18 protein-coding genes and 2 pseudogenes are annotated in these 25,161 nt (G+C 65.4%); 4 read left to right on the top strand and 16 right to left on the bottom strand.

Annotated features, from left to right (window positions below; translation table 11 throughout):
• Positions 1-89: 89 nt before the first annotated feature.
• Together GPL20_RS07690 and GPL20_RS07695 are read left to right on the top strand one after the other, a co-directional pair.
• Positions 90-1,829, top strand: coding sequence for a methyl-accepting chemotaxis protein (locus GPL20_RS07690; RefSeq protein WP_157328995.1), 1,740 nt, complete (start codon positions 90-92; stop codon positions 1,827-1,829).
• A gap of 469 nt (positions 1,830-2,298) precedes the next feature.
• Positions 2,299-2,655 carry a hypothetical protein gene (locus GPL20_RS07695; RefSeq protein WP_157328996.1) on the top strand — a complete coding sequence of 119 codons (357 nt, stop codon included), beginning with the start codon at positions 2,299-2,301 and terminating at the stop codon, positions 2,653-2,655.
• Positions 2,656-3,065: 410 nt separating this feature from the next.
• Here GPL20_RS07695 and GPL20_RS07700 read toward each other — a convergent pair whose 3' ends face one another.
• From GPL20_RS07700 to GPL20_RS07710, 3 genes and pseudogenes are all read right to left on the bottom strand, one after another.
• The gene (locus GPL20_RS07700; RefSeq protein WP_157328997.1) at positions 3,066-4,082 is read right to left on the bottom strand and encodes a zinc-dependent alcohol dehydrogenase family protein; all 1,017 of its coding nucleotides are present in this window, start codon (positions 4,080-4,082) and stop codon (positions 3,066-3,068) included.
• Between the two features lie 28 nt (positions 4,083-4,110).
• A pseudogene (locus tag GPL20_RS07705) lies at positions 4,111-4,497 on the bottom strand ((R)-mandelonitrile lyase); the annotation flags it as partial.
• 84 nt (positions 4,498-4,581) lie between these two features.
• Positions 4,582-5,811, bottom strand: a complete 1,230-nt coding sequence (locus tag GPL20_RS07710) for an MFS transporter (protein WP_157328999.1) — start codon at positions 5,809-5,811, stop codon at positions 4,582-4,584.
• Between the two features lie 130 nt (positions 5,812-5,941).
• On the opposite strand from GPL20_RS07710, the gene GPL20_RS07715 reads away from it, so the two are divergent.
• Entirely contained in the window at positions 5,942-6,850 is a 909-nt protein-coding gene (locus tag GPL20_RS07715; protein ID WP_157329134.1) for a LysR family transcriptional regulator, read from the top strand.
• A gap of 117 nt (positions 6,851-6,967) precedes the next feature.
• Here the strand turns inward: GPL20_RS07715 and GPL20_RS07720 are convergent, their stop codons facing one another.
• From GPL20_RS07720 to hpaR, 13 genes and pseudogenes are all read right to left on the bottom strand, one after another.
• The gene (locus GPL20_RS07720; protein ID WP_157329000.1) at positions 6,968-8,197 is read right to left on the bottom strand and encodes an acyl-CoA dehydrogenase family protein; all 1,230 of its coding nucleotides are present in this window, start codon (positions 8,195-8,197) and stop codon (positions 6,968-6,970) included.
• A gap of 183 nt (positions 8,198-8,380) precedes the next feature.
• A complete protein-coding gene (locus tag GPL20_RS07725; protein WP_157329001.1) occupies positions 8,381-9,592 on the bottom strand; it encodes an ABC transporter substrate-binding protein in 1,212 nt (403 codons plus the stop codon).
• A gap of 115 nt (positions 9,593-9,707) precedes the next feature.
• Positions 9,708-10,283 (bottom strand): HdeD family acid-resistance protein, encoded by a 576-nt coding sequence (locus GPL20_RS07730; RefSeq protein ID WP_157329002.1) that lies wholly within the window; start codon positions 10,281-10,283, stop codon positions 9,708-9,710.
• A gap of 127 nt (positions 10,284-10,410) precedes the next feature.
• Positions 10,411-11,934 (bottom strand): FAD-dependent oxidoreductase, encoded by a 1,524-nt coding sequence (locus GPL20_RS07735; RefSeq protein ID WP_167532939.1) that lies wholly within the window; start codon positions 11,932-11,934, stop codon positions 10,411-10,413.
• A gap of 79 nt (positions 11,935-12,013) precedes the next feature.
• Positions 12,014-12,910 carry an alpha/beta fold hydrolase gene (locus GPL20_RS07740; protein ID WP_157329004.1) on the bottom strand — a complete coding sequence of 299 codons (897 nt, stop codon included), beginning with the start codon at positions 12,908-12,910 and terminating at the stop codon, positions 12,014-12,016.
• Between the two features lie 118 nt (positions 12,911-13,028).
• Complete coding sequence (locus tag GPL20_RS07745) at positions 13,029-13,856, bottom strand: HD domain-containing protein (RefSeq protein WP_157329005.1); 828 nt, start codon at positions 13,854-13,856, stop codon at positions 13,029-13,031.
• A 206-nt stretch (positions 13,857-14,062) separates the two neighbouring features.
• A complete protein-coding gene (locus GPL20_RS07750; protein ID WP_254126079.1) occupies positions 14,063-14,941 on the bottom strand; it encodes a transglutaminase family protein in 879 nt (292 codons plus the stop codon).
• Positions 14,938-17,463: a circularly permuted type 2 ATP-grasp protein gene (locus GPL20_RS07755; RefSeq protein WP_157329006.1), complete on the bottom strand. Its 2,526-nt coding sequence runs from the start codon at positions 17,461-17,463 to the stop codon at positions 14,938-14,940. The genes GPL20_RS07750 and GPL20_RS07755 overlap by 4 nt, the downstream gene beginning before the upstream one ends.
• Before the next feature lie 27 nt (positions 17,464-17,490).
• Entirely contained in the window at positions 17,491-20,760 is a 3,270-nt protein-coding gene (locus GPL20_RS07760; RefSeq protein WP_254126290.1) for a transglutaminase family protein, read from the bottom strand.
• 202 nt (positions 20,761-20,962) lie between these two features.
• Positions 20,963-22,486 (bottom strand): UxaA family hydrolase, encoded by a 1,524-nt coding sequence (locus GPL20_RS07765; RefSeq protein WP_157329007.1) that lies wholly within the window; start codon positions 22,484-22,486, stop codon positions 20,963-20,965.
• Positions 22,487-22,578: 92 nt separating this feature from the next.
• Positions 22,579-23,355: an HpcH/HpaI aldolase family protein gene (locus tag GPL20_RS07770; RefSeq protein WP_254126294.1), complete on the bottom strand. Its 777-nt coding sequence runs from the start codon at positions 23,353-23,355 to the stop codon at positions 22,579-22,581.
• A 115-nt stretch (positions 23,356-23,470) separates the two neighbouring features.
• Positions 23,471-23,638: pseudogene (locus tag GPL20_RS07775) on the bottom strand (malate dehydrogenase); the annotation flags it as partial.
• 83 nt (positions 23,639-23,721) lie between these two features.
• Positions 23,722-24,240, bottom strand: a complete 519-nt coding sequence (gene hpaR / locus GPL20_RS07780; protein ID WP_157329009.1) for a homoprotocatechuate degradation operon regulator HpaR — start codon at positions 24,238-24,240, stop codon at positions 23,722-23,724.
• A 111-nt stretch (positions 24,241-24,351) separates the two neighbouring features.
• Here hpaR and hpaH point away from each other — a divergent pair, with 111 nt between their 5' ends.
• On the top strand, positions 24,352-25,158 hold the full coding sequence (gene hpaH, locus GPL20_RS07785) for a 2-oxo-hept-4-ene-1,7-dioate hydratase (protein WP_157329010.1): 807 nt from the start codon (positions 24,352-24,354) through the stop codon (positions 25,156-25,158).
• The last annotated feature ends 3 nt before the right edge of the window (positions 25,159-25,161 follow it).

Below are 25,161 nucleotides of genomic sequence, written 5' to 3' on the forward strand. Positions count from 1 at the left end.
GCATCCATTTTCGTTCTGCATAGTTTTGCATCAAATCCAAACGACCGCGCTCACCGGCCGCTCCAGGCCATCTCGGGCCCCTGAACACCATGACAATTGGCCGATCTGGGAATGCCGCCCCGCTGGCAGGCCGTTTCACGCTTGCCACCAAGCTCTATGCGATCTTCGCGCTGTTCGCGCTGCTCACGGCGGCGATCGCGATGCTGTCCGACTACAACAGCCGCCGCAGCGCCGACCTGACGAGCGCGATCGAGACGGCCAATGCCGCCGCGCTGAACGTCGAGCGCGTCAACTCGCTGGTCTATGCGGTCGTGATGGAGTCGCGCGGCGTCTACATGTCGACGGACCCGAAGGTCGTGAAGAAGTTCGGCGACGGGCTGCTGAAGTTCAACGACCAGATCCTGGACGTGGTGAAAGGCTGGGCGGGCATCGTCAAGGCCGATGACGCCGAGCAGTTCGCAACGTTCAAGAAGCGCATCGAGCAGTTCGTCGACTTCCGCAGGGAGCTGGTGCGCCGCGCCAACGAGATCAGCCCGGCCGCGGGCCGCGAATGGGGCGACAACGACGCCAACCGCTCCGTGCGCTCGGCGCTGAACAAGGATCTCGAGGCGCTGTCCAAGGTCTATGCCGGGCGCGCGAGGGAAATCGCGCAGCAGACCGAGACCAACCGCACCCTGTCCTTCGTGCTGACCTGCCTCGGCGGCATGGCCCTGGCGCTGGTCGTCGTCGGCATCGTCATCATCGCCCGCTCGATCGCCCGGCCGCTCGCCGCGATCACTGCCACCATCAAGCAGGTTGCCGACGGCGCCGAGGATGTCGTGGTGCCGCACTCTGACCGCGCCGACGAGATCGGCGCGCTGGCACGCGCCATCCAGGTCTTCCAGGAGGCGATGGGCCGCAACCGCAACCTCGCCTCGCAGGTCTCGCAGGATTCCGCCGCGCGCGAGCAGCGCGCCCGTCATATCGAGCAATCCGTCGAGGCGTTTCGCGAAGCGATCGGCGCCATCATGCGCGGCCTCGGCGACAACGCCTCCGTCATGCGCGAGACCGCCCAGACCATCACGCGCGTCACCGCGGATGCGAACAGCCGCGCCGGCACGGCGGCGAACGCCACCGAGCAAGCCTCGCACAACGTCACGGCGGTGGCGAGCGCGGCCGAGGAGCTGTCGGCGTCGGTGGAGGAGATCGGCCGCCAGGTGAAGCAGAGCGCCGGCGCGGTCGAGCAGACCGGCCAGCGCACCGAGAAGTCGATCTCGGAGATCGAGAGCCTTGCGGCGGCGACCCAGCGCATCGACGGCGTGCTGAGCCTGATCCAGGCGATCGCCGAGCAGACCAACCTGCTCGCTCTCAACGCCACCATCGAGGCCGCGCGCGCCGGCGATGCCGGCCGTGGCTTTGCCGTCGTCGCCCATGAAGTGAAGGCGCTCGCGGGCCAGACCGCGAAGGCGACCGCCGAGATCGGCGAGAACGTCTCGATGATCCAGGCCTCCACGCGCAACGCGGTCGACGCCGTGCGCGAGATCGGCGGCGCGGTGCGCGAGATCAACGAGGTCACCTCGGCGATCGCCGGCGCCATCGGCCAACAGGATCAGGCCACGCGCGAAATCTCGTCCAACGCGCAATCGGCCGCGCAGGGCAACGAGACGCTTGTGGCGAACATCACCTCGCTGCGCGACGCCATCGGCGAGACCGACACGGCGGCAACGTCCGTCCTGACGGCGGCAAGCAGCCTGACGGAGACAGCGGACACGCTGTCGCGGGAGGTGGAGAAGTTCTTCCAGAACCTGCGCTCGGGAGCGGCGGACGATCGCATCGCCAGGGCGGGATAGGCGCGCGCGGACGCCGCCGGCGGCGAGAGCACTCTCGCCGAAATCGCGAAAACAACCCCATGCACAGTAGCCGGCGCCAGCCAGATCAATGGTTTGACGGCGGACCAGGATGATTGCTGATTTTACGAATCAAGGTTGACACGTCGGGCAAAACACCGGCATGATGTCACCATGGCGATGGCGCGCCGCACGCGACCCTCGTCTCGCTGCCGAGGCCAGCGCGCGCAAGCTTCAACAGCAATCGCGCCCGTATCGTATGTCCTGTCTCCAGAAGCGGGAGCGATCATCCCGAAGAGCGGAAGCGACCATGTCGCCTCGGCAGGTCGGCGAAGGCTGACGGCGGAACTCGCCGGTTTGGCTATTCAATCACTACGTCGACACGGGTCAGCATGTTGATTCAAATCAATGGCAATCCCAATGCCTCGACATCAATTGCCGGAATGCCATCTCATCCTCGCAGGAGACGAGCATGCGCTTGCTGGCTATAGCGGCTGTACTGAGCTTGACGCCGGTTTCGGCTTTCGCCGTTTCCGACTGCCGGGTCACCGGTAGTCCATCCGCGTTTGGCGTCGACATGACGGCCTACGTCGCGGTCAGGTCGGGTGAAACGTGCAATTTTCCGATGCGAATTCCGGGAGCAATGCATCGCTCCGGCGTTTCCCGGAAGCCTGCGCACGGAACGCTCAGGCAGCTGAACGTCACGACGTTCAGGTACACCGCTGCATCGGGATACAAGGGCAACGATACGTTCGCTATCTATGGTGAAGGAAAAGGGCCGTACGGCTCGGGACGATCCGTCATGACGGTGAATGCAACGATCGAATAGGCGCGGCACCCCGAATTGCCGAGACCATGGCAAGCCGGGATGAGCGGTTTTGAGTCGATCGGCGAATTGGCGACGCCGGAGCAAATGCGCGAGCCGTGAGAATCGGAGGATGCGATGCGTTTCGTTTCGATCCTGTGCCTCTTGATCACTCTGTGCGCATCCACTGACGCCGCTGCGGCGTCTCACTCACAGCGCCGACATACCGTTGTTCGCCCGAACCAAGGCGTCGTCACCGGTACTGTTCCGGGTTTTGCTCGCGCACCACATAGGCCTCGGAGTCCGGCTCCTCAGCCAGCGCCACCGGATAGATGGTATAACAATCGTTATCCGAACTGGGGCATGTAAGTCGATTGATGACGGCCGCAGCGTTGGACGCCGCCGGCGCTTGGCCGGCCCTCCTCCGCCTGCCCTCAAACCGTCAGCAGCGTCTTGATCGCGCGGCGCTGGTCCATTGCCTTGTAGCCTTCCGCGACCTGATCGATTGGCAGCGTGAGATCGAACACCTTGCCCGGCTGAATGCGTCCATTGAGCACCCGGTCCATGAGATCCGGCAAGAACCGCCGCACCGGAGCGGGACCGCCCAGCATGCGCCGCTGCGCGAAGAACAACGCCTGGCCGTCGAAGGTCACACCGTGGGGCACACCGACATAACCAATCGTGCCGCCGGGCCGCGCGCATTCGAGGGCTTGCGACATCGCTTCCTGCGTGCCGACACATTCGAGCACCGAGTCCGCGCCGACGCCTCGGGTCAACTCCCTGACGCGCGCGATGCCTTCCGCACCACGCTCGACGACGATATCGGTTGCGCCGAACTCTCTGGCCAGATCCTGCCGCATCTTGTGGCGGCTCATGGCTATGATGCGCTCCGCGCCCATCTCTTTCGTCGCCAGCACGCCCATGAGGCCGACCGCGCCGTCGCCGACCACCGCAACCGTGGAGCCTTCCTTCACATCCGCAGCGTCGGCCGCATACCAGCCGGTTCCGAGCACGTCGGAGGTCGCGAGCAGATGCGGGATGAGGTCGCTTCCGGGCAGCTCCTTGGTCGCGACGAGCGTGCCGTCCGCGAGGGCAACACGGGCGTAAGGCGCCTGCGCGCCCGACATGAACTCCCGCTGTTCACACGAGGACTGGAAACCGAACTTGCAATGCGGGCAGGTATTGTCCGAAAGGCAGAACGAACCGACGACGAACTGGCCGGGCCTGATGGTGCGCACCGCACTGCCGACTTCGACGACGACGCCGCAATATTCGTGGCCCATATGCGCAGGGCCTTCGTTCGGCTGTAGCCCGCGATAGGGCCAGAGGTCGGAGCCGCAGATGCAGGTGGCCGACAGCTTGATGATGGCGTCAGTTGGGTGAATGATCTTCGGATCGTTGACGCCTTCGTAACGGATATCGCCGGGTCCGTACAGGATGGTTGCTTTCATTGTCATGCTCCTTTGGCGGCAGGGCGCCGTACTGCTCATCCGTCACCCGTTCCATCCATGTGACCGGGTTGCCGTCGAGCGATTCCTGAATCGCGATATGGCTCATGGCCGACGTCGCAGACGCGCCGTGCCAGTGCTTCTCGCCGGGTTCGAGCGAGACCACGTCGCCCGGACGGATGTTTTTGACCGGTCCACCCCAACGCTGCACGCGGCCGAGGCCTGAGGTCACGATGAGCGTCTGGCCAAACGGATGCGTGTGCCACGCCGTGCGCGCGCCGGGCTCGAAGGTGACGTGGTTGCCGGCGACGCGAGAGGGATCGACGGCCGGAAACAAGGGATCGATACGGACCGTGCCGGTGAAATACTCCGCCGGGGCTTGGACCGACGGTTGGGAGCCTGCTTGTCGAATTTGCATCTGATGCCTCCTTGATGTCGTCGATCCGACGAATGCCAATGACCGGCGTGTGCACGCGTTTCAAACGCGGTGAACGGGACTGCGTTACAAGGCTGGGCTTGCCGGCACACAGCCTGCGCATTGCACGTCGGCTCTTGTCCTGCGACGAAGAGCTCCGATCAGAATGACTGAAGATGAGAGAGCGAGGATGACTGCGCTGAACAGAAAGGTGGCCCGATAGCCGCTGCAGTCGAAGAGCACGCCGCCGCCTGCCGCACCCGCCGTGATGGCAAGCTGAACCACCGCCACCATCAAGCCTCCGCCTGCCTCCGCGTCATCGGGCAAAGCCTGGCTAAGCCAGGTCCACCAGCCCACGGGCGCCGCGGTGCCGATGAAACCCCACAGGAACATCAGCGCAGTCGTGGCGCCGAGTGAGGCGCCAAACGCCGTCAGCGCGACGGCCATCACCGCCATTGAGAGCGGCATGAGGACGAGGGACGCGTAAAGACGCTGCCGCACGACAATTCCAATCAACGACGTCCCGATGAGACCGGCAACACCCATCACGAGCAGCAGAGCCGAAATGGTCGTCACGTCGACGCGCGTTATCGTTTCGAAGAACGGGCGCAAATAGGTGAACAGCGAGAACTGCCCGAGAAAGAACAGCGCCGCTGCGAGCATGCCGTAGGGCACTTCCGGGCGGCGCAGGACCTTGAATGCCGCTGCCGCGCTTGCGCGCTCCCGGCTCGGCATCTTCGGCAGGGTGACGAATTGCCAAAGCAGGGTCAGCGCTGCAATCGGCACGACGCAAAAGAATGCGCCGCGCCAGCCGATATACTGCCCGAGGAAGCTCCCCATGGGCGCAGCAATCGTCGTTGCGAGCGCATTGCCGCCGTTGAGGATCGCAAGGGCGCGCGGCAGGTTCTTGCCCGGCGCGATGCGGATCATGGTTGCGGCGGACATCGACCAGAAGCCGCCAACCGCCATGCCGACGAGGGCGCGCCCGGCCATGAACAGCGGATAGTTGGGCGCGAAGGCCACAACGAGGCCCGAGACCAGCGTGACGCCGGTGAGCCACAGCAGAACGGATCGCCGGTCGATACCGCGCGTTGAGGCCGAGATGAAAAGACTGGTGAGGATGGCGAACAGGCCGGACACGGAGATGGCTTGCCCTGCCTGCCCCTCAGTCAATTGCAGGCTATCCGCGATAGGCGTGAGCAGGCTCACCGGCATCCACTCGGAGGCGACGAGCATCGAGGCACAAAGGGACAGCGCGAAGACCGCGCTCCATGCGGCCACCGGCTGCGTTGTTTCCTGATCTGTCGTGACGTCCATCGGGGATCCATCGGTCGCGAAGCGCCTAGGGCTGGCGCTGTTCACGGCAACACATAGAGCCCAGGACGGCATTCGATTAGCCAATATAATTTGCTTGCATTAATCGATATCGGCCATGAATAGTGAGGCCATGGCAAACCAGGATTTCAACGACCTGCTGGCATTCGTAGCCGTCGCCCGCGAGCGCAGCTTCACGAAGGCTGCGGCGAAACTTGGCGTCGTGCAGTCAACGCTCAGCCATACGATCAAGCGGCTCGAGTCGCAGATGGGCCTGCGGCTCCTGACGCGCACGACCCGAAGTGTCGGGCTGACCGAGGCGGGCGAGCGGCTTCGGCAATCCGTTGCGCCCCGCATCGACGAGATCGAACGCGATATCGCGGCCCTGATGTCGCTGCGCGACAAGCCGTCGGGCACCATCCGGATTACGCTCTCGGACCACGCGCTGGAGAAAGCGGTCTGGCCGAAGCTGGCCCCGGTCCTGAGGAAATATCCCGACATCAAGGTCGAATTCAGCCTCGACACGGCTTTCCGCAACATCGTCGAAGACGGCTTCGATGCAGGCATCCGCCTCGGCGAGAGCGTCGAGAGGGACATGATCGCGGTGCGCATCGGTCCGGATTGGCGGCTCGTCGCGGTCGCCTCCCCTGCATATCTGAGAGAGCATCCCAGGCCGAAACACCCGCAAGATCTGGTAAGGCACATCTGCATCAAGCGCCGTGAGGCCGCCGGCGGTCACTATGTATGGGAATTCGGCAGGAATGGCTCCGACCTCAGGGTGCGCGTCGAGGGGCAAGTGACGTTCAACGACTCGCGCGCGATGATCGACGCCGCCGCGAAGGGCTTCGGCATCGCCTATGTGCCCGAGGACATGGTGACGCAGCACATCCGGTCCGGTGAACTCGTTGTCGTGCTCGACGACTGGTCGCCGGAATTCGACGGCTACTACATTTATTATCCAACCTCGCGGCAGAATTCGGCGGCGTTCAAGGTGATTGTCGACGCGCTGCGCCATCAGGAGCCACGAAGAAAGCGCGGTTAGCATCCCTGTCCCCGAGCCATCCTCGCATTCGGATTTGAGGATGCAACCCCTCATCCGGCGCTTCGCGCAACCTTCTCCCGCAAGGGGAGAAGGAAAAAAGCTCGTCGCTCACGTCCGCTACCCCATCACCCCGCCGCGCCTGACCAGCTCCTTGCCCACTGCGGCGAGATGCACCTGATCCGGCCCGTCGCCGATGCGGATGAAGCGGGCGTAGACATAGGCGCGGGCGAGGAACGTGTCCTGCGAGACGCCGGCGGCGCCGTGGATCTGGATGGCGCGGTCGATGACGCGGGCAGCCATGCTGGGCACAACGATCTTGGCCGCCGCGATCAGGTCGCGCGCCGTCTTGTTGCCCTCGCGGTCCATCTTGTCGGCGGCTTGCAGCGTCAATAGCCGCGCCTGGGCGATCTCGCAGAAGGAGTTGGCGATGTCCTCGCGTACCGAGCCTTGCTCCGCCAGCGGCTTGCCGAAAGCTGTGCGCGAGATCGCGCGCTGGCACATCAATTCCAGCGCGCGCTGGGCGCAGCCGATCAGCCGCATGCAGTGGTGGATGCGGCCGGGCCCGAGCCGACCCTGCGCGATCTCGAAGCCGCGGCCCTCGCCGAGCAGGATGTTCTCGGCGGGCACGCGGACATTCTCGTAGACGATCTCGGGATGGCCGACCGGCGCGTCGTCGTAGCCGTAGGTGAGCATGTCGCGGACGATGCGCACCCCACGCGTGGCCTTCGGCACCAGGATCATGGATTGCTGGCGGTGGCGATCGGGATCGTCGGGCGCGGTCTTGCCCATCACGATCAGGATCTCGCAATCCTCGTTCATGGCCCCGGAGGTAAACCATTTGCGGCCGTTGATGACGTAGTCGCCGCCGTCGCGCCTGATCTCGCACTGGATGTTGGTGGCGTCGCTGGAGGCAACCTGCGGCTCCGTCATCGAGAAGCCGGAGCGGATCCGCCCCTCCAACAGCGGCTTCAGCCAGCGCTCCTGCTGCGCCGGCGTGCCGTAGTTCGCCAGCACCTCCATGTTGCCGACATCGGGCGCCGAGCAGTTGAAGACCTCGGGCGCCCAGAGGATGCGACCCATGATCTCCTTCACGGGCGCGTATTCGAGATTGGTCAGCCTTGGGCTGGTAGGATCTGGCCCATGCTCGCCGGAGAGGAACAGGTTCCAGAGCCCCTGCTCGCGCGCCAGCCGCTTCAGCTCCTGGAGCACAGGCGGCGTCTTGTAGCGCGCGGCTTCCGGCTTCACCTGCTCGTAATAGAGCTCCTCGACCGGCTCGACATGCGTCCGCATGAACTGGCGGACGCGATCCTGGAGCTCGAGCGAACGGGCGGAGTGTTGAAAGTCCATGATGGTCTCCTCTCCGCTTCTCCCCTTGTGGGAGAAGGTGGCGCGAAGCGCCAGATGAGGGGTTTTTTCCGTGAGTTCAAATGTAGTGACGACTCGCGAAGAGAGACCCCTCACCCGTCTCGCCGCTACGCGGCGATCCACCCTCTCCCACAAGGGGAGAGGGTGCACCGTCTTTGCGGCACGCTAGGTGCCTCGCAGCAGCTCGCTCGCCACGATCCAGTCGTTGCCGTCGAACTGGAGCATGTAGCCGTCCTTGATCGGGCGGAAATCCTGCGGCGTGGTGTTGAGGGTGATGCCGGGCATCAAGAGCGACAGCGGCACGTTCTTCAGGTTCGATGCCTGCGCCATGATGTTCTCGCGCGTCAGATTGTCCTTGCACTGCTTGAGCAGGACAACCAGCGCCTCGGCGACGGTGTAGCCGTAGAGGCCGGCGACATTGTTGATGTCGGCATTGGGCAGGCGCTTCCTCATGAAGTCGATATAGGCCGCCATCGCCGGATCATCCTTCGGCATCTCGACGAACGGCTTGAGCGCACCGAGCGACAGCACGCCCTTGCCGGCATCGAGGCCGGCCGGCGCCATCACGGTCGCCTTGTTGGCGCAGCCGCTGGCGAGGAAGCGCGTCGGCTGCCAGCCGACCTCATGCGCCTTGCGGATCGCCTGCGCGCAGGCGCGCGGCGTCACCGAATAGATCATGAAGACGTCCGCCTTGGTATTGGCGAGCGTCAGCACCTGGGAATCGACGGTGGGATCGGCGACCTCGAAGCTCGAAGCCATCGCGATCGCCTTGTCGGCGTCGGTGCCGAGCGCTTCCTTGACGCCGCGAAGATATTCCTTGCCGGCATCGTCGTTCTGATAGAGCACCGCGAAACGCGCATTCGGGTTCTTGGCGCGGGCATAGGCGACGTCGATCGCGGCCTCGCTGGTGTAGTTCGGCGCCCACGGCAGCGCCATCGACCACGGCATGTTGGCTGGATCATTCCACTTCGAGGCCGAGCTGATCAAAAAGAGCTGCGGCACCTTGTTGCTGTTGAGGTATTTCGCGATCGCCGAGCTCGGGGCCGTGCCCATGGTCGCGAAGATGAACGCGACGCCGTCGCCCTCGACCAGCCGCCGTGCCGCCTCCATGGTCTTGGGCGGCGAGAACGCGTCGTCGAGCGAGATCAGATTGAGCTTGCGGCCGCCAACGCCGCCCTTCTCGTTGACCTCGTCGAAATAGGCCGCGATCACCCTCCCGGTGATGCTGAGCGGCGAGGCCGGCCCGCTATAGGGCATGGTGTTGCCGATCTTGATCTCGGTGTCACTGACGCCGGGACCGTAGGACTTTTGCGCGAAGACGGGCGTGGACAGGCAGGCGGCAGCGAGCGCTGCGGCCAGGACCAAAGCGGCTTTCATGGTTTCTCCCCGATGATCATCGCCGCGCGAGGCGAACGCGCGGCGTGCTGCTTTTTGTCAGCGCGTCAGATCAGCGGAGTTCCGCAAGACGGTCTTGCGTCGAGTTGCTGATGGGTTAGCCGCGTCGCTTCAAGCTGAAGCCGAGGCCGATCCAGCCGGCGCCGGCCATGATCAGATCGATGCCGAGGAACAGGCCGAGGATGTAGACGCTGTTGACCGGCCAGCGCGCCACGATCAGCAAGCCGAGCAGCAACGTGATGGCGCCGGACAGCGCCACCCACACCCATGGCGTTTCACGCTTCATGCTGAAGGCGAGGAACAGCCTGATGGCGCCAGAGGCGATCAGCGATGCACCCAGAAAGAGCGTCAGCAGCACTGCCGCAAGCAACGGGTTCTGGAAGGTCAGGAAGCCGGCGACCACGTAGAGCACGCCGAGCAAGGCCCAGACCAGGAACTTGCCCCAGCTCTTCAACTGGAACGCGCCGATGATCTCGGCGACACCGGCGACGATCATCATGGCACCGACCACGAGCACGCTCGCCACCGTCGCCATCACGACGCTGCCGAGCGCGACGAAGCCGGCGATGAGATAGACAACACCGAGCGCGACGATCCAGCCCCATTTGGCATGTAGCGCCGCGATGCCCGAGCCGAGGCTCGAAGCGTGAGACGTATCCGAAGCACTTGTCATGGCGTCACTCCTGCTGCGAAGCCCGGAGGCACAATTCAGGATAGCACGGGCCTTAACCGGACGACAGCCAGCAGAGCAGCCATGGCCGGCAGCAACATTGACGCAAATCAAGATCGAATGCGACGCTTCAGGCGCGCAACCGCTCCATCTCGAGCTCGGCCTTGAGGTTGTCGAGATCGCGATAGATCGAGGCGACCGCCAGCACGCGTCCGCCCTTGCGGTACTTCAGCAGGCAATCCTTGCCTTCGATGCTGCCGTCGATCGCGATGTCGTCGAAGCTCTCGGCGTGGCCGACATAGTTGATCGGGACGTCGTAGTGCTGCGACCAGAAGAACGGTACGGCGTCGAAGCGCTCGCGCTTGCCGAGCATGTTGCGCGCCGCGGTCTGGCCCTGCCGTTCCGCCACCACCCAGTGCTCGACGCGGATGGTTTGCCGCGAATGCGGATCTGGCCAGCGCGCGATGTCGCCGGCCGCGAAGATGCCGGACACGCTGGTCTCCAGATATTCGCTCACGCTGAGGCCGCGGTCGGCCACAAGCCCCGCCTGCTCGGCGAGCGCAAGGCGCGGCTTGACGCCGATGCCGACCACGACGAGGTCAGCCTCGATCACCACGCCGCTCTTCAGCGTCGCGCGCATGCCGTCGAGCTTCTCCACGGTGTCCTCGAGGTGGAAGTTGACCCCGTTTTCCTCGTGCAGCGCGCGAACGAAATCGCCCATCTCGGGGCCGAGCACCTTCTGCATCGGCCGCTCCTCGGGCGCGACCACGCGGACCTCCAGCTTGCGCGCCCGCAAGGAGGCCGCAACTTCGAGGCCGATGAAGCTGGCGCCGATCACCAGCGCACGCCTGGCGCTGCCCGCGGCCCTGATGATGGCGCGGCTGTCGGCGACGGACCGCAAGGTGTGGACATGCGGCTGGTCCGCGCCCGGAATCTGCAATTTGACCGGCTCAGCGCCGGTCGCAAGCAGCAGCCGGTCGAACGGCAGCTTGTCACCATTGCCCAGCGTCACGCTGCGCGTCTTCGCATCCACGGCGGACACGTTGGTGTTGAGCCTGAGGTCGATGCCGGCGTCCTGATAATAGTCGTCGCCGCGCAGCGGCAGCCAATCCTCCGGCGCGTTGCCGGCGAGGTAATCCTTGGAGAGATTCGGCCGGTCGACCGGCATCGCGCCGTCATTGCTGAGCATGGTGATGGCGCCGGCAAAGCCCTCGCGCCGGAGCGTCTCGGCCGCCGCGAAGCCGGCTGCGCCGCCGCCGACAATGACGAATCTTTCCGGCGTCGGTGCGCTGCGATGAGCCGCTGACGGCTTCGGTGTCTCGCGCTTGCGCTGAACGATTATCCTATCCCGGTCGCGCGTCACCTCCCATACCGCCAGCGCGTTCAACGCGGGCGGGCGGGTGGCCTCGCCTGACCGCAAGGAGAAACAGGCGTGATGCCAGGGGCAGCGGATGGTGTCGCCGACCACCAGACCTTCGACGAGCGGGCCGTGGTAGTGGCTGCAAGAAGGCTCGATCGCGAAGATCTCGTTGCCGGCCTGGACCAGGAGGACATCCTCCTCGCCGACATGGCCGAGCAATTTTCCGTCCTTGAACGCGGTCAGCGACACGCCTTTGGTCAGGTCGGGTCCGCTCGGCTTGTTGTCCTCGGCCATGGTCATCTCCCTGGCAGCTTAATGTGCAGCTCAGGATTTGGACGGCGCCAGCAGCGAAAAGTTCCCGCCTTCGCGAAAATCAGGACCGTGCAGCCGCCGTGCGAACGTCGAGCACGGCCTGCGCCCATTCGGCGGGCCGCTCCTGCGGCAGATTATGACCGGCGCGGGCGAAGACGCGCCGCTCGAAGAAGCCCTCGAACTTGCGCGCGTGATGGGCGGTGCCGGGATTGACGCCGTCGCTGTCGCCGTCGATCGCAATGGTCGGAACGCGGATCGGCGGCTGCGCCGCAAGCGCCGCCTCGATTCCGGCATAGGCGGGATCGCCCGCGACCAGTGCGTAGCGATGGCGATACGAATGGATCACGACGTCGACGAAATCGGGATTGTCGAACGAGATCGCGCTCTTCTCGAAGGTCGTGTCGTCGAAGGCCCATGTCGGCGACCACATCGACCAGAGTTGGCGGGCAAAGCCGCGGCGGTTGCGCTCCAGCGCGCGGCGGCCGCGCTCGTTGTGGAAGAGATATTGATACCACAGCGCAGCCTCCTCCGGCGGCGAAGCCGGCTCCATGGCGCGGGCGATGTTCTGGATATTGTAGGAATTGCCGGAAACGAGGGCGATCACGCGCTCCGGATGCAGCGCCGAGACCACGCAGGCCGCGCGTCCGCCCCAGTCATAGCCGCCGACGACGGCGCGCGTGATGCCGAGCGCGTCCATGAAGGCAAGGAGATCGGCGCCCAGCGCCGCCTGCTCGCCGGAGCGCAGCGTCTGGGGGAAGCGAAACCGCGTCGGCCCATAGCCGCGCAGCCAGGGCACCAGCATCCGCGCGCCCGCCTCCGCGATGATCGGCGCGGTCTCGGCGTAGGCGTTCACATCGTAGGGGAAGCCGTGGCCCATGATGCAGGGCCAGCCATCCGGCGTGCCGTATTCGAGATAGGCGATGTCGAGGATGTCCGTGGTGATGGTTTTTTGTTGCATGATTTGCTCACGGATTTGGGAGGCCGTAGCCCGGATGGAGCGCAGCGCAATCCGGGATTCCCACAGCAGGCACCGGCCCCGGATTACGCTGCGCTCCATCCGGGCTACAAGGCCCGACCTATTTCTGCGGGCCGGACAGCGAGATGTCGCGCTCGGCGCGGAACACGTTGCTGTAGAGGTTGGCGATCCACTGCCGGCCGATCTCGGTCTTGTTGAGGTAGCCGATCTCGGTCTGAATGTGCGGTGCGACGCTGTTCCAGTAGAACTGTGGATAGCGGTTCACGATGTCGGCGGGCGAATCGTAGCCGAGCTGGCGGTTCATGCCGACCTCCTCGAACTCGTAATAGAGCGCATTGGCCTTGCGCAGATAATTGGGATCCCCGAGCTGGCCGATGAAGTCGGCCGCGCGCAGGATCGAGGCCTCATCGTCATACTCCTGCCCCTCGCGGGCCGGAAAGCGCGTCCCCTCGATGGCGCGGGCGATGCGCTCAGGGTCGAGGCCGCGGACCGGCGGCAGCCGCCGCCGCACGAACAGCTTCGAGCGATCAACGTGATACATCATCAGACTGGCATCCGAGGCGCCGCGCGGCAGCGACACCTTGGTCCCGGCCTCGTCGATGATGAAACCGTCTTCATCATCCTCCGGAAACAGGCCGCGGACATAGCCGATGTCGTGGGCAAGGCAGGCGATCAGGATATGGAGGTAGTCCTCCGCCGCAAGATGCGCATGGAGATTACGTCCCGTGAGGATCGCCTGCGCGGCCAGAGTCACCAGCATCGTATGCTCGATGTTGTGGTACAGCGCGTCGCTGTTGCCGATGCATTCCATCGCGGTTCGCGTCGAGCCCTCAAGCACCCTGGCATAGGACTCGTCGTACCGGCGACGCATGAACGAGCCCAGCATCTTCTCCAGGGTTTCCGCCGCCAGTCTCGGTAACGTCATCATGGATGCAGCCCCGCTTGTCGGCGGTGTCCCACGCCAACTCCCGACGTCTCGTTCTTGTCTTCGACGCACGGACCAGCATAGCCCATCTTGGGCCTGGTCATCAAACTTCGGATTGAAAATACGGAAATATGTTGCTCTTGTGCTGTGCGACATAACAGTTGCGGCATGCGCCCGATACGCCCCTGGCGGCTGGAGCAAGTCTGCTGTTAATCCACCAGGAGCACGTCCACGGCGACGCCGAGCTTCTGCTTCGGCGAGCCGACGATGATGCCATCGACCGGCGAGACGTCGGAAAAATCGCGCCCGACCGCGAGCACGATATGGTCATTGGCGACCAGGAGATCGTTGGTCGGATCGAAATCGATCCAGCCGAGCTCAGCTCCGCACCACAGCGACACCCAGGCATGGGTGGCGTCGGCGCCTTGCAGGCGCGGCTGGCCCGGCGGCGGAATGGTGCGCAAGTAACCGCTGACATAGGCCGCCGGCAGGCCGAGCCCGCGCAGACCTGCGATCATGACATGGGCGAAGTCCTGGCAGACGCCGTGCCGCTTGTCGAAGACCTCGCCGAGCGGCGTCGAGATCACCGTCGCCTTGGGATCGTACCGAAAATCTGTCCGGATGCGATGCATGAGATCGACGGCGCCGGCGAGGATGCCCGCGCCGGGCGCAAAGCTCAAAGCCGCATAAGCGCTGACCGGACGCAGCACCGGCACCAGCGGGCTCGCAAAGACATAGCCGACGGGCGAGGTCGGCCCGAGGCTCGTCGCCTCGAAGGCAATGTCGCGAATGCTCTCCCATGCCGGGCTCGAGGCATCGCGCGCCGGCGGCTGTCGCGAGACCGAAACGCGCGAGCGCGAGTCGATGCGCAAGTTTCGATGCGCGGCCTCGATCACCACGCTCTCGGTCAGCGTGCCGAAGAAATCGCGCCGCACATTACGCTCGGCGGGGCGTGGACGGATCTCGACATGGTGCGAGATCAGCTCCTGGCCATTGCCGCTCTTCGGCTCCAGCCGCAGCGTGCAGCGGGCGAAGCTGACAGGACTTTCATATTCGTAGGTAGTGACGTGATGGATGTCGTAGATCACGCCAGCCCCGTCAGCTTTTCCGGCCGGCTGGCATTGGGACCATGCGGGAAGTAATGCAGCCCGATCGCCTCGGCGAGACTGAGCAGGTCCTGCTCCAGCGAGAACAGGGTCTTGACCTCCAACTTCTCGGCCTCGGCGGTGGCCAGCATCGCCTGCACCGCCACCGCAAGCCGTTGCGGCTGCTCGATCAGGCCATGCTCCTTCAGGCTCGGCAGCGCAACGATGTGCTCGTTCAGCATCGCCACCTGGAACGCCACCGAGCGCGGATTGTAGCTGTCGAGCACCGCAAGATCGCGCACCGGCGCCAGGATCGGCGCCAGCAGATAGCGCGAGCGGTAGGTGATCTGGGAATCCACCAGCGTCAGCAGGATGTCGAGATCCTCGTCGCCGGCCTCGTCATAGGCAAATTGCCGCGCAAAGCGCGTGGTGTTGATGGCGCGCTCGGCGCGGCGGCCGATGTCGAGGAAACGCCAGCCGGCGGCGCGGTTCATGTTCTCCTGCGCCAGGCCTGCGAAGCTCGCCAGCTCCTGCAAGGTCAGCTCGGCCGCGCTGACGACGCTATCGTCGTCCTCGACCTCCCAAGCGAGTCGCTCGGCCATCTCGGTGATGACCTGCCAGGCGTCGGGCGACAGCCGCTCGCGCAAGGAGGTCGCGGTGCGCTGCGCCGCGCGGACCAGCGACAGTGCCGAGCCGAATCGCTCCGGGCTCTGCAACGCTTCGGCGACGATGCGGCCGGGCGCGGTGCGCGACGTCTGCGAGATCGCGCCCCAGGCCACCAGCAGACGCTGGATGCGTTCGGCCGATTGCAGCGAGGCCGCGGTGCCCTTGTTGGGCCCACTCGGCGAGCCCAGCGCGCGCACCAGGCGCAGCGTCGCCTCGGCGCGTTCGAGATAGCGGCCGAGCCAGAACAGATTGTCGGCGGCGCGGCTCGGCAGCACGCCGGCGATGCGGCGGATGCGCACCTTGTCGGTCGCCGGCAGCAGCGTCGCGGTGGAGACTTGCTTGTCCGAAACGACCCAGACATCGGCGGCGCGCGCACCGTCGCCCATCGACACCGCGCGTGCATCAGCCCGCTCGGCGATCCGGCAGAAGCCGCCGGGCATGATGACCCAGCCATCGGGCGTGGCGGCCGCGAACACGCGCAGCACGAAGGGGCGCGGCGTGAGCTGCCCCTGCTCCCACACCGGCATGGTCGAGAGCCGGACCACCTCCTGGCCGACATAGTCCATGCCGCGCGCGGTGATGGCGTCGATCAGGCGCTGGCGTTCGCCCGCATCGAGCTCGCTCGCGAGCACCGGCCCCGTGCTGTCGAAACCGGGAACGCCGCGCCGGTAGGCGCCTTCGATCGCGACCTCGTCGAGCCGCGACAGCACCTCGTCGCGCGCCGAGCGCTGGCCGCACCACCAGGTCGCGATGTGCGGCATCTTCAGCTCCTCGCCGAGCAGGCGGCGGCTCAGCGCCGGCAGGAAGCCGAGCAGCGCCCGCGCCTCCGGCACGCCGGAGCCCGGCATGTTGGCGACGACGACGCCGTCCTTGCGCAACACGTCGATCAGGCCGGCGACACCGAGCCGCGACGAGGCATCGAGCTCGAGCGGATCGAGCGAGCTGGAATCGACGCGGCGGAGCAGTACGTCGAGCCGCTTGAGCCCGGCGACGGTGCGGATGTGGATACGGTTGTCGCTGACGGCGAGATCGTCGCCCTCGACCAGCAGGAAACCGAGATAGCGCGCCAGCGTCGCATGCTCGAAATAGGTCTCGCTGAAGCTGCCGGGCGTGAGCACGCCGATGCGCGGCTCGTCGCGGTCGGCACGCGCGCGCAGACTGTCGCGAAACGCCTCGAAGAACGGCGCGACGCGCGGCACGTTCATCGACTTGTAGAGATCGGAGAAGGCACGCGAGAGCACCAGGCGGTTCTCCAGCGCGTAGCCCGCGCCCGACGGCGCCTGGGTGCGGTCGCCGAGCACCCACCAGCGACCGTCGGGGCCGCGGCCGACATCGGCGGCGTAGATCGAGAGGTAGCGTCCGCCGGGCGGCGGCACGCCGCAGACGGGACGGAGATATTCGGGACTGCCGGCGATCGCAGCCGCAGGCAGCGCACCTTCGGCAACGAGGCGGCCTTCGCCATAGATGTCGCGCAGCACCAGCTCGAGCAGCTCGGCGCGCTGGGCGATGCCGGCGGAAAGCTGCTGCCAGTCGGCCTCGTCGATCAGCAGCGGCAGATGGCTGATCGACCACGGCCGGTCGGCGCTGTCGCCGGGCGCGCGGTAGGTGACCCCGGCCTCGCGCAAATGGCGGTCGGCCATGGCAAAGCGCCGCTCGGCCTCGTCGGGCGCGAGCGTGCCGAAGGCGTCGAAGAAGCGGCTCCAGACCGCGCGCGGGGCGCCGTCGGGCCCCAGGAACTCGTCGGGGATGCCGGGCAGGCGGCTATAGTCGCGAATCCATTGCGCAAGGCGGCGCTGGCCTTCACGCTGTCCTTGCGCCCTGCCCGCCTTGTCGTCCTGTTCGGCTGCGCCCTCGCCCATGCGCCTCTCCCTGCCCCACCATCATACTCATTGCAGGAGCGGTGTCCGCAAGTCGAGGGTCAGCGGAAACTCATTTGTGCGTTCCTCGGGCGGCGGCAGCATCGGGCCCGGGGTATGGCCGTGGTCCTGGAAGCGCGCCAACCGCCGCGCCTCGGCCTCATAGGTGTTGACCGGCTTGGTGTCGTAGCTGCGGCCGCCGGGATGGACGACATGGTAGACGCAGCCGCCGAGCGAGCGGCCGTTCCAGGTGTCGATCAAGTCGAATGTCAGGGGCGCGTGGACGGGAATGGTCGGGTGCAGGCCGGAGGCCGGCTGCCAGGCCTTGAAGCGGACGCCGGCCACCGCCTCGGCCGAGCGGCCGGTCGCGGTCATCGGCAGCCGGCGGCCGTTGCAGGTCACGATGTGGCGGCCTTCGACGAAGCCCTCGGCCTTTACTTGAAGTCGTTCGACCGAACTGTCGACATAGCGCACGGTGCCGCCGGCCGAGCCCTCCTCGCCCAGCACGTGCCAGGGCTCCAGCGCCTGGCGCAATTCCAGCGTCACGCCGCCATGATGAACGCGGCCGAAGGCGGGGAAACGGAATTCGAGCTGGGCCAGATACCATTCCGGCTCAAAGGGATAGCCGGACTGCTTTAACTCAGAAAGCACGTCAAGAAAATCCTGCCAGATGAAGTGAGGCAGCATGAAGCGATCATGCAGCGCCGTGCCCCAGCGCACGAACTTGCCGTGTTGCGGCTCGCGCCAGAATTTTGCGATGAGCGCGCGGATCAAGAGCTGCTGCGCCAGCGACATGCGCGGATCCGGCGGCATTTCGAGCGCGCGGAATTCGACGAGACCGAGCCGCCCGGTGGGCCCTTCCGGCGAATAGAGCTTGTCGATGCAGATCTCGGCGCGATGAGTGTTGCCGGTGATGTCGACCAGCAGATGCCGGAACAGGCGATCGACCAGCCACAACGGCGTCTGGTAGCCCGGCGGCGGCACATGCGACAGCGCGATCTCGAGCTCGTAGATGCTGTCGTGCCGGGCCTCGTCGATGCGCGGCGCCTGGCTGGTCGGGCCGATGAACAGGCCGGAGAAGAAATAGGACAGCGACGGATGCCGCTGCCAATAGAGCACCAGGCTTTTCAGAAGATCGGGCCGGCGCAGGAACGGCGAGTCCTGCGGCGAGGAGCCGCCGACCACGACGTGATTGCCGCCGCCGGTGCCGGTGTGGCGGCCGTCGACCAGGAAGCGGTTGGCGCCGAGGCGAACCTTGGCCGCATCCTCATAGAGGCCGGAGGTGATGTCGACCGCGTCGCGCCAGCTCTTCGCCGGCTGGATGTTGATCTCGATCACGCCGGGATCGGGCGTCACCTTGATGACCTCGATGCGCGGATCGAACGGCGGCGGATAGCCTTCGACATGGACCTGAAGCTGCATCTCCTCGGCGGTGGCTTCAAGGGCCGCGACCAGCTCGAGATAATCCTCGATGCGCTCGACCGGGGGCATGAAGGCGCAGAGCACACCGTCACGGACTTCGACCGACATCGCGGTGCGCACCGGGACGGACGTGTTGAGATGCTCAAGCGCGACCCGCGGCGGCGATTCCGGACGCGCCGCGAGGCTGAACACCGGCAGCTTGCCGCGCGGCTCCATCGGGTCGCGTTCGACGATGTAGGGGTATTGGTTAGGTGGAACGTAGCCGAGCGAGCCGATCGGCAAGCGCAGACCCAAAGGAGAATCGCCCGGCGTCAGGAACAGATGGTTGCGCCGGAGTTGCCAGCGCTCGCTGCGCCAGCGCGGCGGCGCGTTCCAGCGCTGCACCGGCAACACGAAGCCGCGTGGCGTGCCGAGGCCCTGGTCGAACACACGCGCCATCCGCGCCCGTGCTTCCGGATCGGATAATTTGGAGTCGGTGGGATCGACGTTGACAGGAAGCTCCGCCTCCTTCTGGAGCCAGTGCGCGGTGTCCTCATAGGCCGGCATGATGTAGCCGGGATCAAGTCCGAGGCGCGCGGCTGTGCCCTCCATGAAGGCTTGCGCATCACTCACCTGCGGCCGCCGCGGATTCTCGATCTTCGCGATGAGGTCGGCGTTCTTCCAAATCGGCACGCCGTCCTTGCGCCAGTACAGGCCGAACGCCCAGCGCGGCAGGCTCTCGCCGGGATACCATTTGCCCTGGCCGTAATGCAGCAGGCCGCCCGGCGCGAAGCGACTGCGCAGGCGGCGAATCAGATCGTCGGCGAGCGCACGCTTGGTCGGGCCGACAGCCTCGGTGTTCCACTCGCCTGCTTCGAGATCGTCGACCGAGACGAAGGTCGGCTCGCCGCCCATGGTGAGCCGCACGTCCTGCGCGGCGAGATCGCCGTCGACCTGCTCGCCGAGATCATTGAGCCGCGCCCAGGATTCGTCGGAGAACGGCTTGGTGATGCGCGGCGCCTCGCGGATGCGCTTCACGCTCATGTCGAAAGCGAACTCGACCTCGGCAAAGCCGGCGCCGCCAGAGATCGGAGCGGCCGAGCGATAATGCGGCGTGGCGGCGACCGGGATGTGCCCCTCGCCCGCAAGCATGCCGGAGGTCGCGTCGAACCCGATCCAGCCCGCACCCGGCAGGTAGACTTCGGCCCAGGCGTGCAGATCGGTGAAATCGTTCTCCACCTCGGGCGGCCCCTCGATCGGGTCGATGTCGGGCCGGATCTGGACGAGATAGCCGGAGACGAAGCGGGCCGCGAGCCCGAGATGACGCAAGGTCTGGATCAGCAGCCAGGCGGAGTCGCGGCATGATCCGGCACCGGACGACAGCGTCTCCTCCGGCGTCTGCACGCCGGGCTCCATCCGGATGATGTAGCGGATCTTCTTCTGGAGCTCGCGATTGAGCTCGACCAGGAAGTTGACGGTGTTCGGGGCTTCATTCGGGATCGTATCGAGATATTGCGCGAACAGCCGATCGGGCTTGATGGTCTCGAGATAAGGCGCGAGCTCGGTCTTGAGATCTTTCGGATACTCGAACGGAAAGCTGTCGGCATAGGGCTCGACGAAGAAGTCGAACGGGTTGACCACGGTCATCTGCGCCGTGAAGTCGACCTCGAATTTCAGCTCGGTGGTCTTCTCCGGGAAGACGTAGCGCGCGAGCCAGTTGCCCTGGGGGTCCTGCTGCCAGTTCACGAAATGATTGGATGGCGTGACCTTGAGCGAATAGCTCAGGATCGGCGTGCGCGTGTGCGGCGCCGGCCGCAGGCGGATGGTCTGCGGGCCAAGGTCGATCGGGCGGTCGTATTTGTAGTGCGTGACGTGGTGTAATGCGACGTAGATCGACACGGGGTGCGGTGCTCCAGCAGCTTTTTTGAGCAGAACACCTGAGATGACCTCGATCAAGCACTAACAACGGGCAGTGCGTGCCCAGGAAATATTCGCCGTAGCCCCCGTAGCCCGGATGGAGCGCAGCGTAATCCGGGGTTCTTCATCCGCGGCCTGAACCGTCCCGGATTGCGCTTCGCTCCATCCGGGCTACGCAGTCACGTTACATCGTCGCCCCTATCACCCACGGCGCGAACTCGGCGCCGCCGAAATCGAAGCTTTCGCTCTTGGTCGGCTGTCCCGACGCCGTCTTCAGGATGAGATCGAAGATGCGCTGGCCGCATTGCTCGACGCTCTCCTCGCCTTCGAGGATGGTGCCGCAATTGACGTCCATGTCCTCTTCCATGCGCTTGTACATGGGGGTGTTGGTGGCGAGCTTGATCGAGGGCGCCGGCTTGCAGCCGAACACGCTGCCGCGGCCGGTGGTGAAGCAGACGAGGTTGGCGCCACCGGCGACCTGCCCGGTCGCGGCTACGGGATCATAGCCGGGCGTATCCATGAAGACGAAGCCGCGCTTGGTCACGGGCTCGGCATAGCGCAGCACCTCGACGAGATTGGTGGTGCCGGCCTTGGCCATCGCGCCGAGCGATTTTTCCAGAATTGTGGTGAGACCGCCGGCCTTGTTGCCGGGGCTCGGATTGGCGTTCATCTCGGCGCCTTCGCGTTCGGTGTATTCGTCCCACCAGCGCATCAGGTCGACCAGCTTCTCGCCGACCTCGCGGCTGACGGCGCGGCGCGTCAGCAGATGCTCGGCGCCATAGGTCTCCGGCGTCTCAGAGAGAATGACGGTGCCGCCGTGACGGACGATGAGATCGCTGGCGGCGCCCAGCGCCGGATTGGCGGAGACGCCGGAATAGCCGTCCGAGCCGCCGCATTGCAGGGCCACGGTGAGCTCGCTCGCCGGCACCGTTTCGCGCTTGACCTTGTTGGCGTCAGCGAGCGCCTCGCGCACGAAGGCGATGCCCGCCTCCACCGTCTTGCGGGTGCCGCCGACCTCCTGGATGTCCATCGCGCGCAGGCGGCCGGCGAGCTTCTGCTCTTCCATCAGGCCGCCGATCTGGTTCACCTCGCAGCCGAGGCCGAGCACGATGACGTGAGAGAAATTGACGTGCCGCGCATAGCCGCCGAGGGTGCGGCGGAGCAGCGCCAGGGGCTCGTTCTGCGTCATGCCGCAGCCGGTCTTGTGGGTCAGCGCGACCACGCCGTCGACATTGGGGAAATCGGCCAGCGGATTGTCGCCGGTGAAGGGATTCTTCTTGAAGACGTCGGCGACGAGGCTGGCGACATGCGCGCTGCAATTCACCGAGGTGAGGATGCCGATATAGTTGCGCGTCGCGACGCGGCCGTCCGGGCGGCGGATGCCCTCGAAGGTCGCCGGCAGGTCGAAGTTCGGCGTCGGCTTGACGTCGGCGCAATAGGCATAGTCCTTGGCGAAATCACCCATGCCGCAGTTCTGCACGTGCACGTGCTGCCCCGGCGCGATCGGCACCGTGGCAAAGCCGATGATCTGGCCGTAGCGTATCACCGGTTCGCCCACCGCGATCGGCTTGATCGCGACCTTGTGGCCGGAGGGAATGCGATCGACCGCCGCCACCCCATCGGCCACCACCGTTCCGGGCGGCAGGCTCGCGCGCGCGATCACCACGCCATCATTGGGATGCAGGCGGATGACGGGGCTGATGGTCATGAGTGTCTCCTTGGCGAATGGTGAGTAGCGAGTGGCGAATGGAAAAAGGGAGCAGCGTCATTCGCTACTCCCCACTCGCCATTCGCGAGTTCTTAGGCCTTGCCGCCCGAATCCTTGCGGGTCGCATTCACCTGCATCTTGGCGTAGGTCGTCATCAGACCGACCTCGTTCGAGAGCGTCACAAGCTTGAAGCCCATGTTGATGGCGCGCGCCGCGCCTTCGGCGCCGCTGCAATGGATGCCCGGGTTGAGGCCGCGCTTGCTGCACTCCTTGATGATCTTGTCGTAGATCGCGAGGATCTCCGGCTCGCTGCGGTCGAGCTTCGGCTCGAGGCCGTAGGAGAAGCCGAGATCGGACGGGCCGATATAGACGCCGTCGATGCCCTCGACATCGAGGATCGCTTCCATGTTCTCGACCGCGGTCCGGGTCTCCATCATCGGCAGCAGCACGATCTCGTCGTTGGCCGTCTTCTGATAGGAGCCCGCGGTGCCGTACATGCCGGCGCGGATCGGGCCGTTGGAGCGGACGCCCTTCGGCGGATATTTGGAATAGGAGACGAGGTTCCTGGCTTCCTGCGGCGTGTTGACCATCGGGCAGATCACGCCATAGGCGCCGCCGTCGAGCACCTTGCCGATGATGCCGGGCTCGTTCCAGGGCACGCGGACCATCGGGGTGATCGGGTGCTTGTCCATGGCCTGGAAGCACTGGACCATCGAGAGGTAGTCCTGCACGCCGTGCTGCATGTCGACGGTGACGCTGTCGAAGCCGCATTGCGCGACCATCTCGGCCGAGAAGCCGGAGGGTATCGCGAGCCACGCGTTGACCACGGCCTTGCCCGACTTCCAGATTTCCTTGACCTTGTTCGCCACGTTGCCTTCCTTCTTTGTTGTTTGAACCTTCGTCACCATGACGAGCGCCGCGACAGCACGACCCAGCTGTTACCGCGAACCGGACCGCCGCGCTACGCTCGCAATGGCGCAAGACCTATGCGGTCACCCTCTGGATGCTGACTTCGCTGACGCCGACCTCGCGGGCGGTGTTCACTATTGCCGCCCAGGTGTCATCCGGCAAGGGGACGCCGTTTCGGGTCCGTTCCACGCGGGTTTTCCGCTCCGGATCGCCGGGAATCGGTGCCTGATCGACCCCGGTCACCGCCGCTGCCGATATGGCCGGCATTTGGGCGCCACTTTGAGCTAAAAAGCCCGGCCATGTCCATAGTTGCTGCCGCGCGGCTGTCATTCCTCGGCACTTGCCTCCTCGCTCGCACCGAGGCCTGCGAGACTCTGTTCGAGCTCGCCGAGCATGTCCTGCAACTCGGCGAGCTTGCGGGCGCCAAAGCGTCGCGTGATCTCCGCATAGATCGCTTCCGATGTCGGCGCGACCGAAGCCATCAGCTTCACGCCCTCTTTCGAGATCGAGACCATGCTGCGGCGCTGGTCAGCTTTTGCGGTCTTGCGCTCGATCAGATTGCGCCCTTCGAGGTCGCGCAGGATGCGCGACAGGCTCGGCCCGAGCAGGAACGCCGTGCGCGCGAGTTCCGTGACCTCGGCGGCCTCGATCGCTGCGAGCGCGCGCAGGATGCGCCATTGCTGCTCGGTCAACCCATGCTCGCGCAGCGAGGGGCGGAACTGCCGCATCACCGCCTCGCGCGCCCGCAGCAGCGACATCGGCAGAGAGCGCGAGAAATCGCGCATCGGCACCTGACGTGCCGCAGGCGCGCTTCCGTTGGCGGGATCGGCCGGTCTCTTCGTCATGACGCCCTTTCAGACCGCGAAAATTTCGCAGTGCAGCAAGCCTAGATTCCGTTTGACGCATTCACTTAACATGTTAAGTATCTCCGGGCACCACGATTTGTAAGATCTCAGATGGCGCTTTCCAACGACGATATCCAAGCTTGCGCGAGGCGTCTGCACCAGGCAGAGAAGACCCGCACGCAGATCCGGCAGCTCTCGCAGGATTTCCCCGACATCACCATCACTGACGCCTACGCGATTCAGAAGGCCTGGGTCGACGTCAAGATCGCCGAGGGACGCCTCGTCAAAGGCCACAAGATCGGCCTGACCTCGAAGGCGATGCAGAGCGCGCTCAATATCGACGAGCCGGATTCCGGCGTGCTGCTCGACGACATGTTCTTCGCCGATGGCGGGATCATTCCGACCGAGCGCTTCATCGCGACGCGCGTCGAGGCCGAACTCGCCTTCGTCATGAGCAAGCGCCTCGCAGGGCCCGACTGCACGCTATTCGACGTGCTCAACGCCACCGACTTCGTCGTGCCGGCGCTGGAGATCCTGGACACGCGCATCGAGCGCGTCGATCCCACGACGAAAGCGACGCGGAAGATCTTCGACACCATCGCCGACAATGCGGCCAACGCCGGCATCGTGCTCGGCGGGCGGCCGATCCGCCCGCTGGATGCTGATTTGCGCTGGATCGGCGCACTCTGCTTCAGGAACGGCCAGCTCGAAGAAACCGGCCTTGCGGCCGGCGTCCTCAATCATCCCGCCACCGCTGTTGCCTGGCTTGCCAACAAGATCGCGCCGCTTGGGCTGGCGCTGGAGCCCGGCCAGGTCGTGCTCGCGGGGTCCTTCATCCGTCCGATCGAGACCCGCAAGGGCGACACAATTCAAGCCGACTATGGCGCCTACGGCTCGGTGAGCTGTTACTTCGCTTAGGCG

The organism is Bradyrhizobium cajani (assembly GCF_009759665.1).
Classification (GTDB): Bacteria; Pseudomonadota; Alphaproteobacteria; order Rhizobiales; family Xanthobacteraceae; genus Bradyrhizobium; species Bradyrhizobium cajani.

Bases quoted from the DNA above. Each gene is read 5' to 3' on its own strand.
- GPL20_RS07690 (WP_157328995.1), top strand. From the start codon at position 90: ATGACAATTGGCCGATCTGGGAATGCCGCCCCGCTGGCAGGCCGTTTC.
- GPL20_RS07695 (WP_157328996.1), top strand. From the start codon at position 2,299: ATGCGCTTGCTGGCTATAGCGGCTGTACTGAGCTTGACGCCGGTTTCG.
- GPL20_RS07700 (WP_157328997.1), bottom strand. From the start codon at position 4,082: ATGAAAGCAACCATCCTGTACGGACCCGGCGATATCCGTTACGAAGGC.
- GPL20_RS07710 (WP_157328999.1), bottom strand. From the start codon at position 5,811: ATGGACGTCACGACAGATCAGGAAACAACGCAGCCGGTGGCCGCATGG.
- GPL20_RS07715 (WP_157329134.1), top strand. From the start codon at position 5,942: ATGGCAAACCAGGATTTCAACGACCTGCTGGCATTCGTAGCCGTCGCC.
- GPL20_RS07720 (WP_157329000.1), bottom strand. From the start codon at position 8,197: ATGGACTTTCAACACTCCGCCCGTTCGCTCGAGCTCCAGGATCGCGTC.
- GPL20_RS07725 (WP_157329001.1), bottom strand. From the start codon at position 9,592: ATGAAAGCCGCTTTGGTCCTGGCCGCAGCGCTCGCTGCCGCCTGCCTG.
- GPL20_RS07730 (WP_157329002.1), bottom strand. From the start codon at position 10,283: ATGACAAGTGCTTCGGATACGTCTCACGCTTCGAGCCTCGGCTCGGGC.
- GPL20_RS07735 (WP_167532939.1), bottom strand. From the start codon at position 11,934: ATGGCCGAGGACAACAAGCCGAGCGGACCCGACCTGACCAAAGGCGTG.
- GPL20_RS07740 (WP_157329004.1), bottom strand. From the start codon at position 12,910: ATGCAACAAAAAACCATCACCACGGACATCCTCGACATCGCCTATCTC.
- GPL20_RS07745 (WP_157329005.1), bottom strand. From the start codon at position 13,856: ATGATGACGTTACCGAGACTGGCGGCGGAAACCCTGGAGAAGATGCTG.
- GPL20_RS07755 (WP_157329006.1), bottom strand. From the start codon at position 17,463: ATGGGCGAGGGCGCAGCCGAACAGGACGACAAGGCGGGCAGGGCGCAA.
- GPL20_RS07765 (WP_157329007.1), bottom strand. From the start codon at position 22,486: ATGACCATCAGCCCCGTCATCCGCCTGCATCCCAATGATGGCGTGGTG.
- hpaR (WP_157329009.1), bottom strand. From the start codon at position 24,240: ATGACGAAGAGACCGGCCGATCCCGCCAACGGAAGCGCGCCTGCGGCA.
- hpaH (WP_157329010.1), top strand. From the start codon at position 24,352: ATGGCGCTTTCCAACGACGATATCCAAGCTTGCGCGAGGCGTCTGCAC.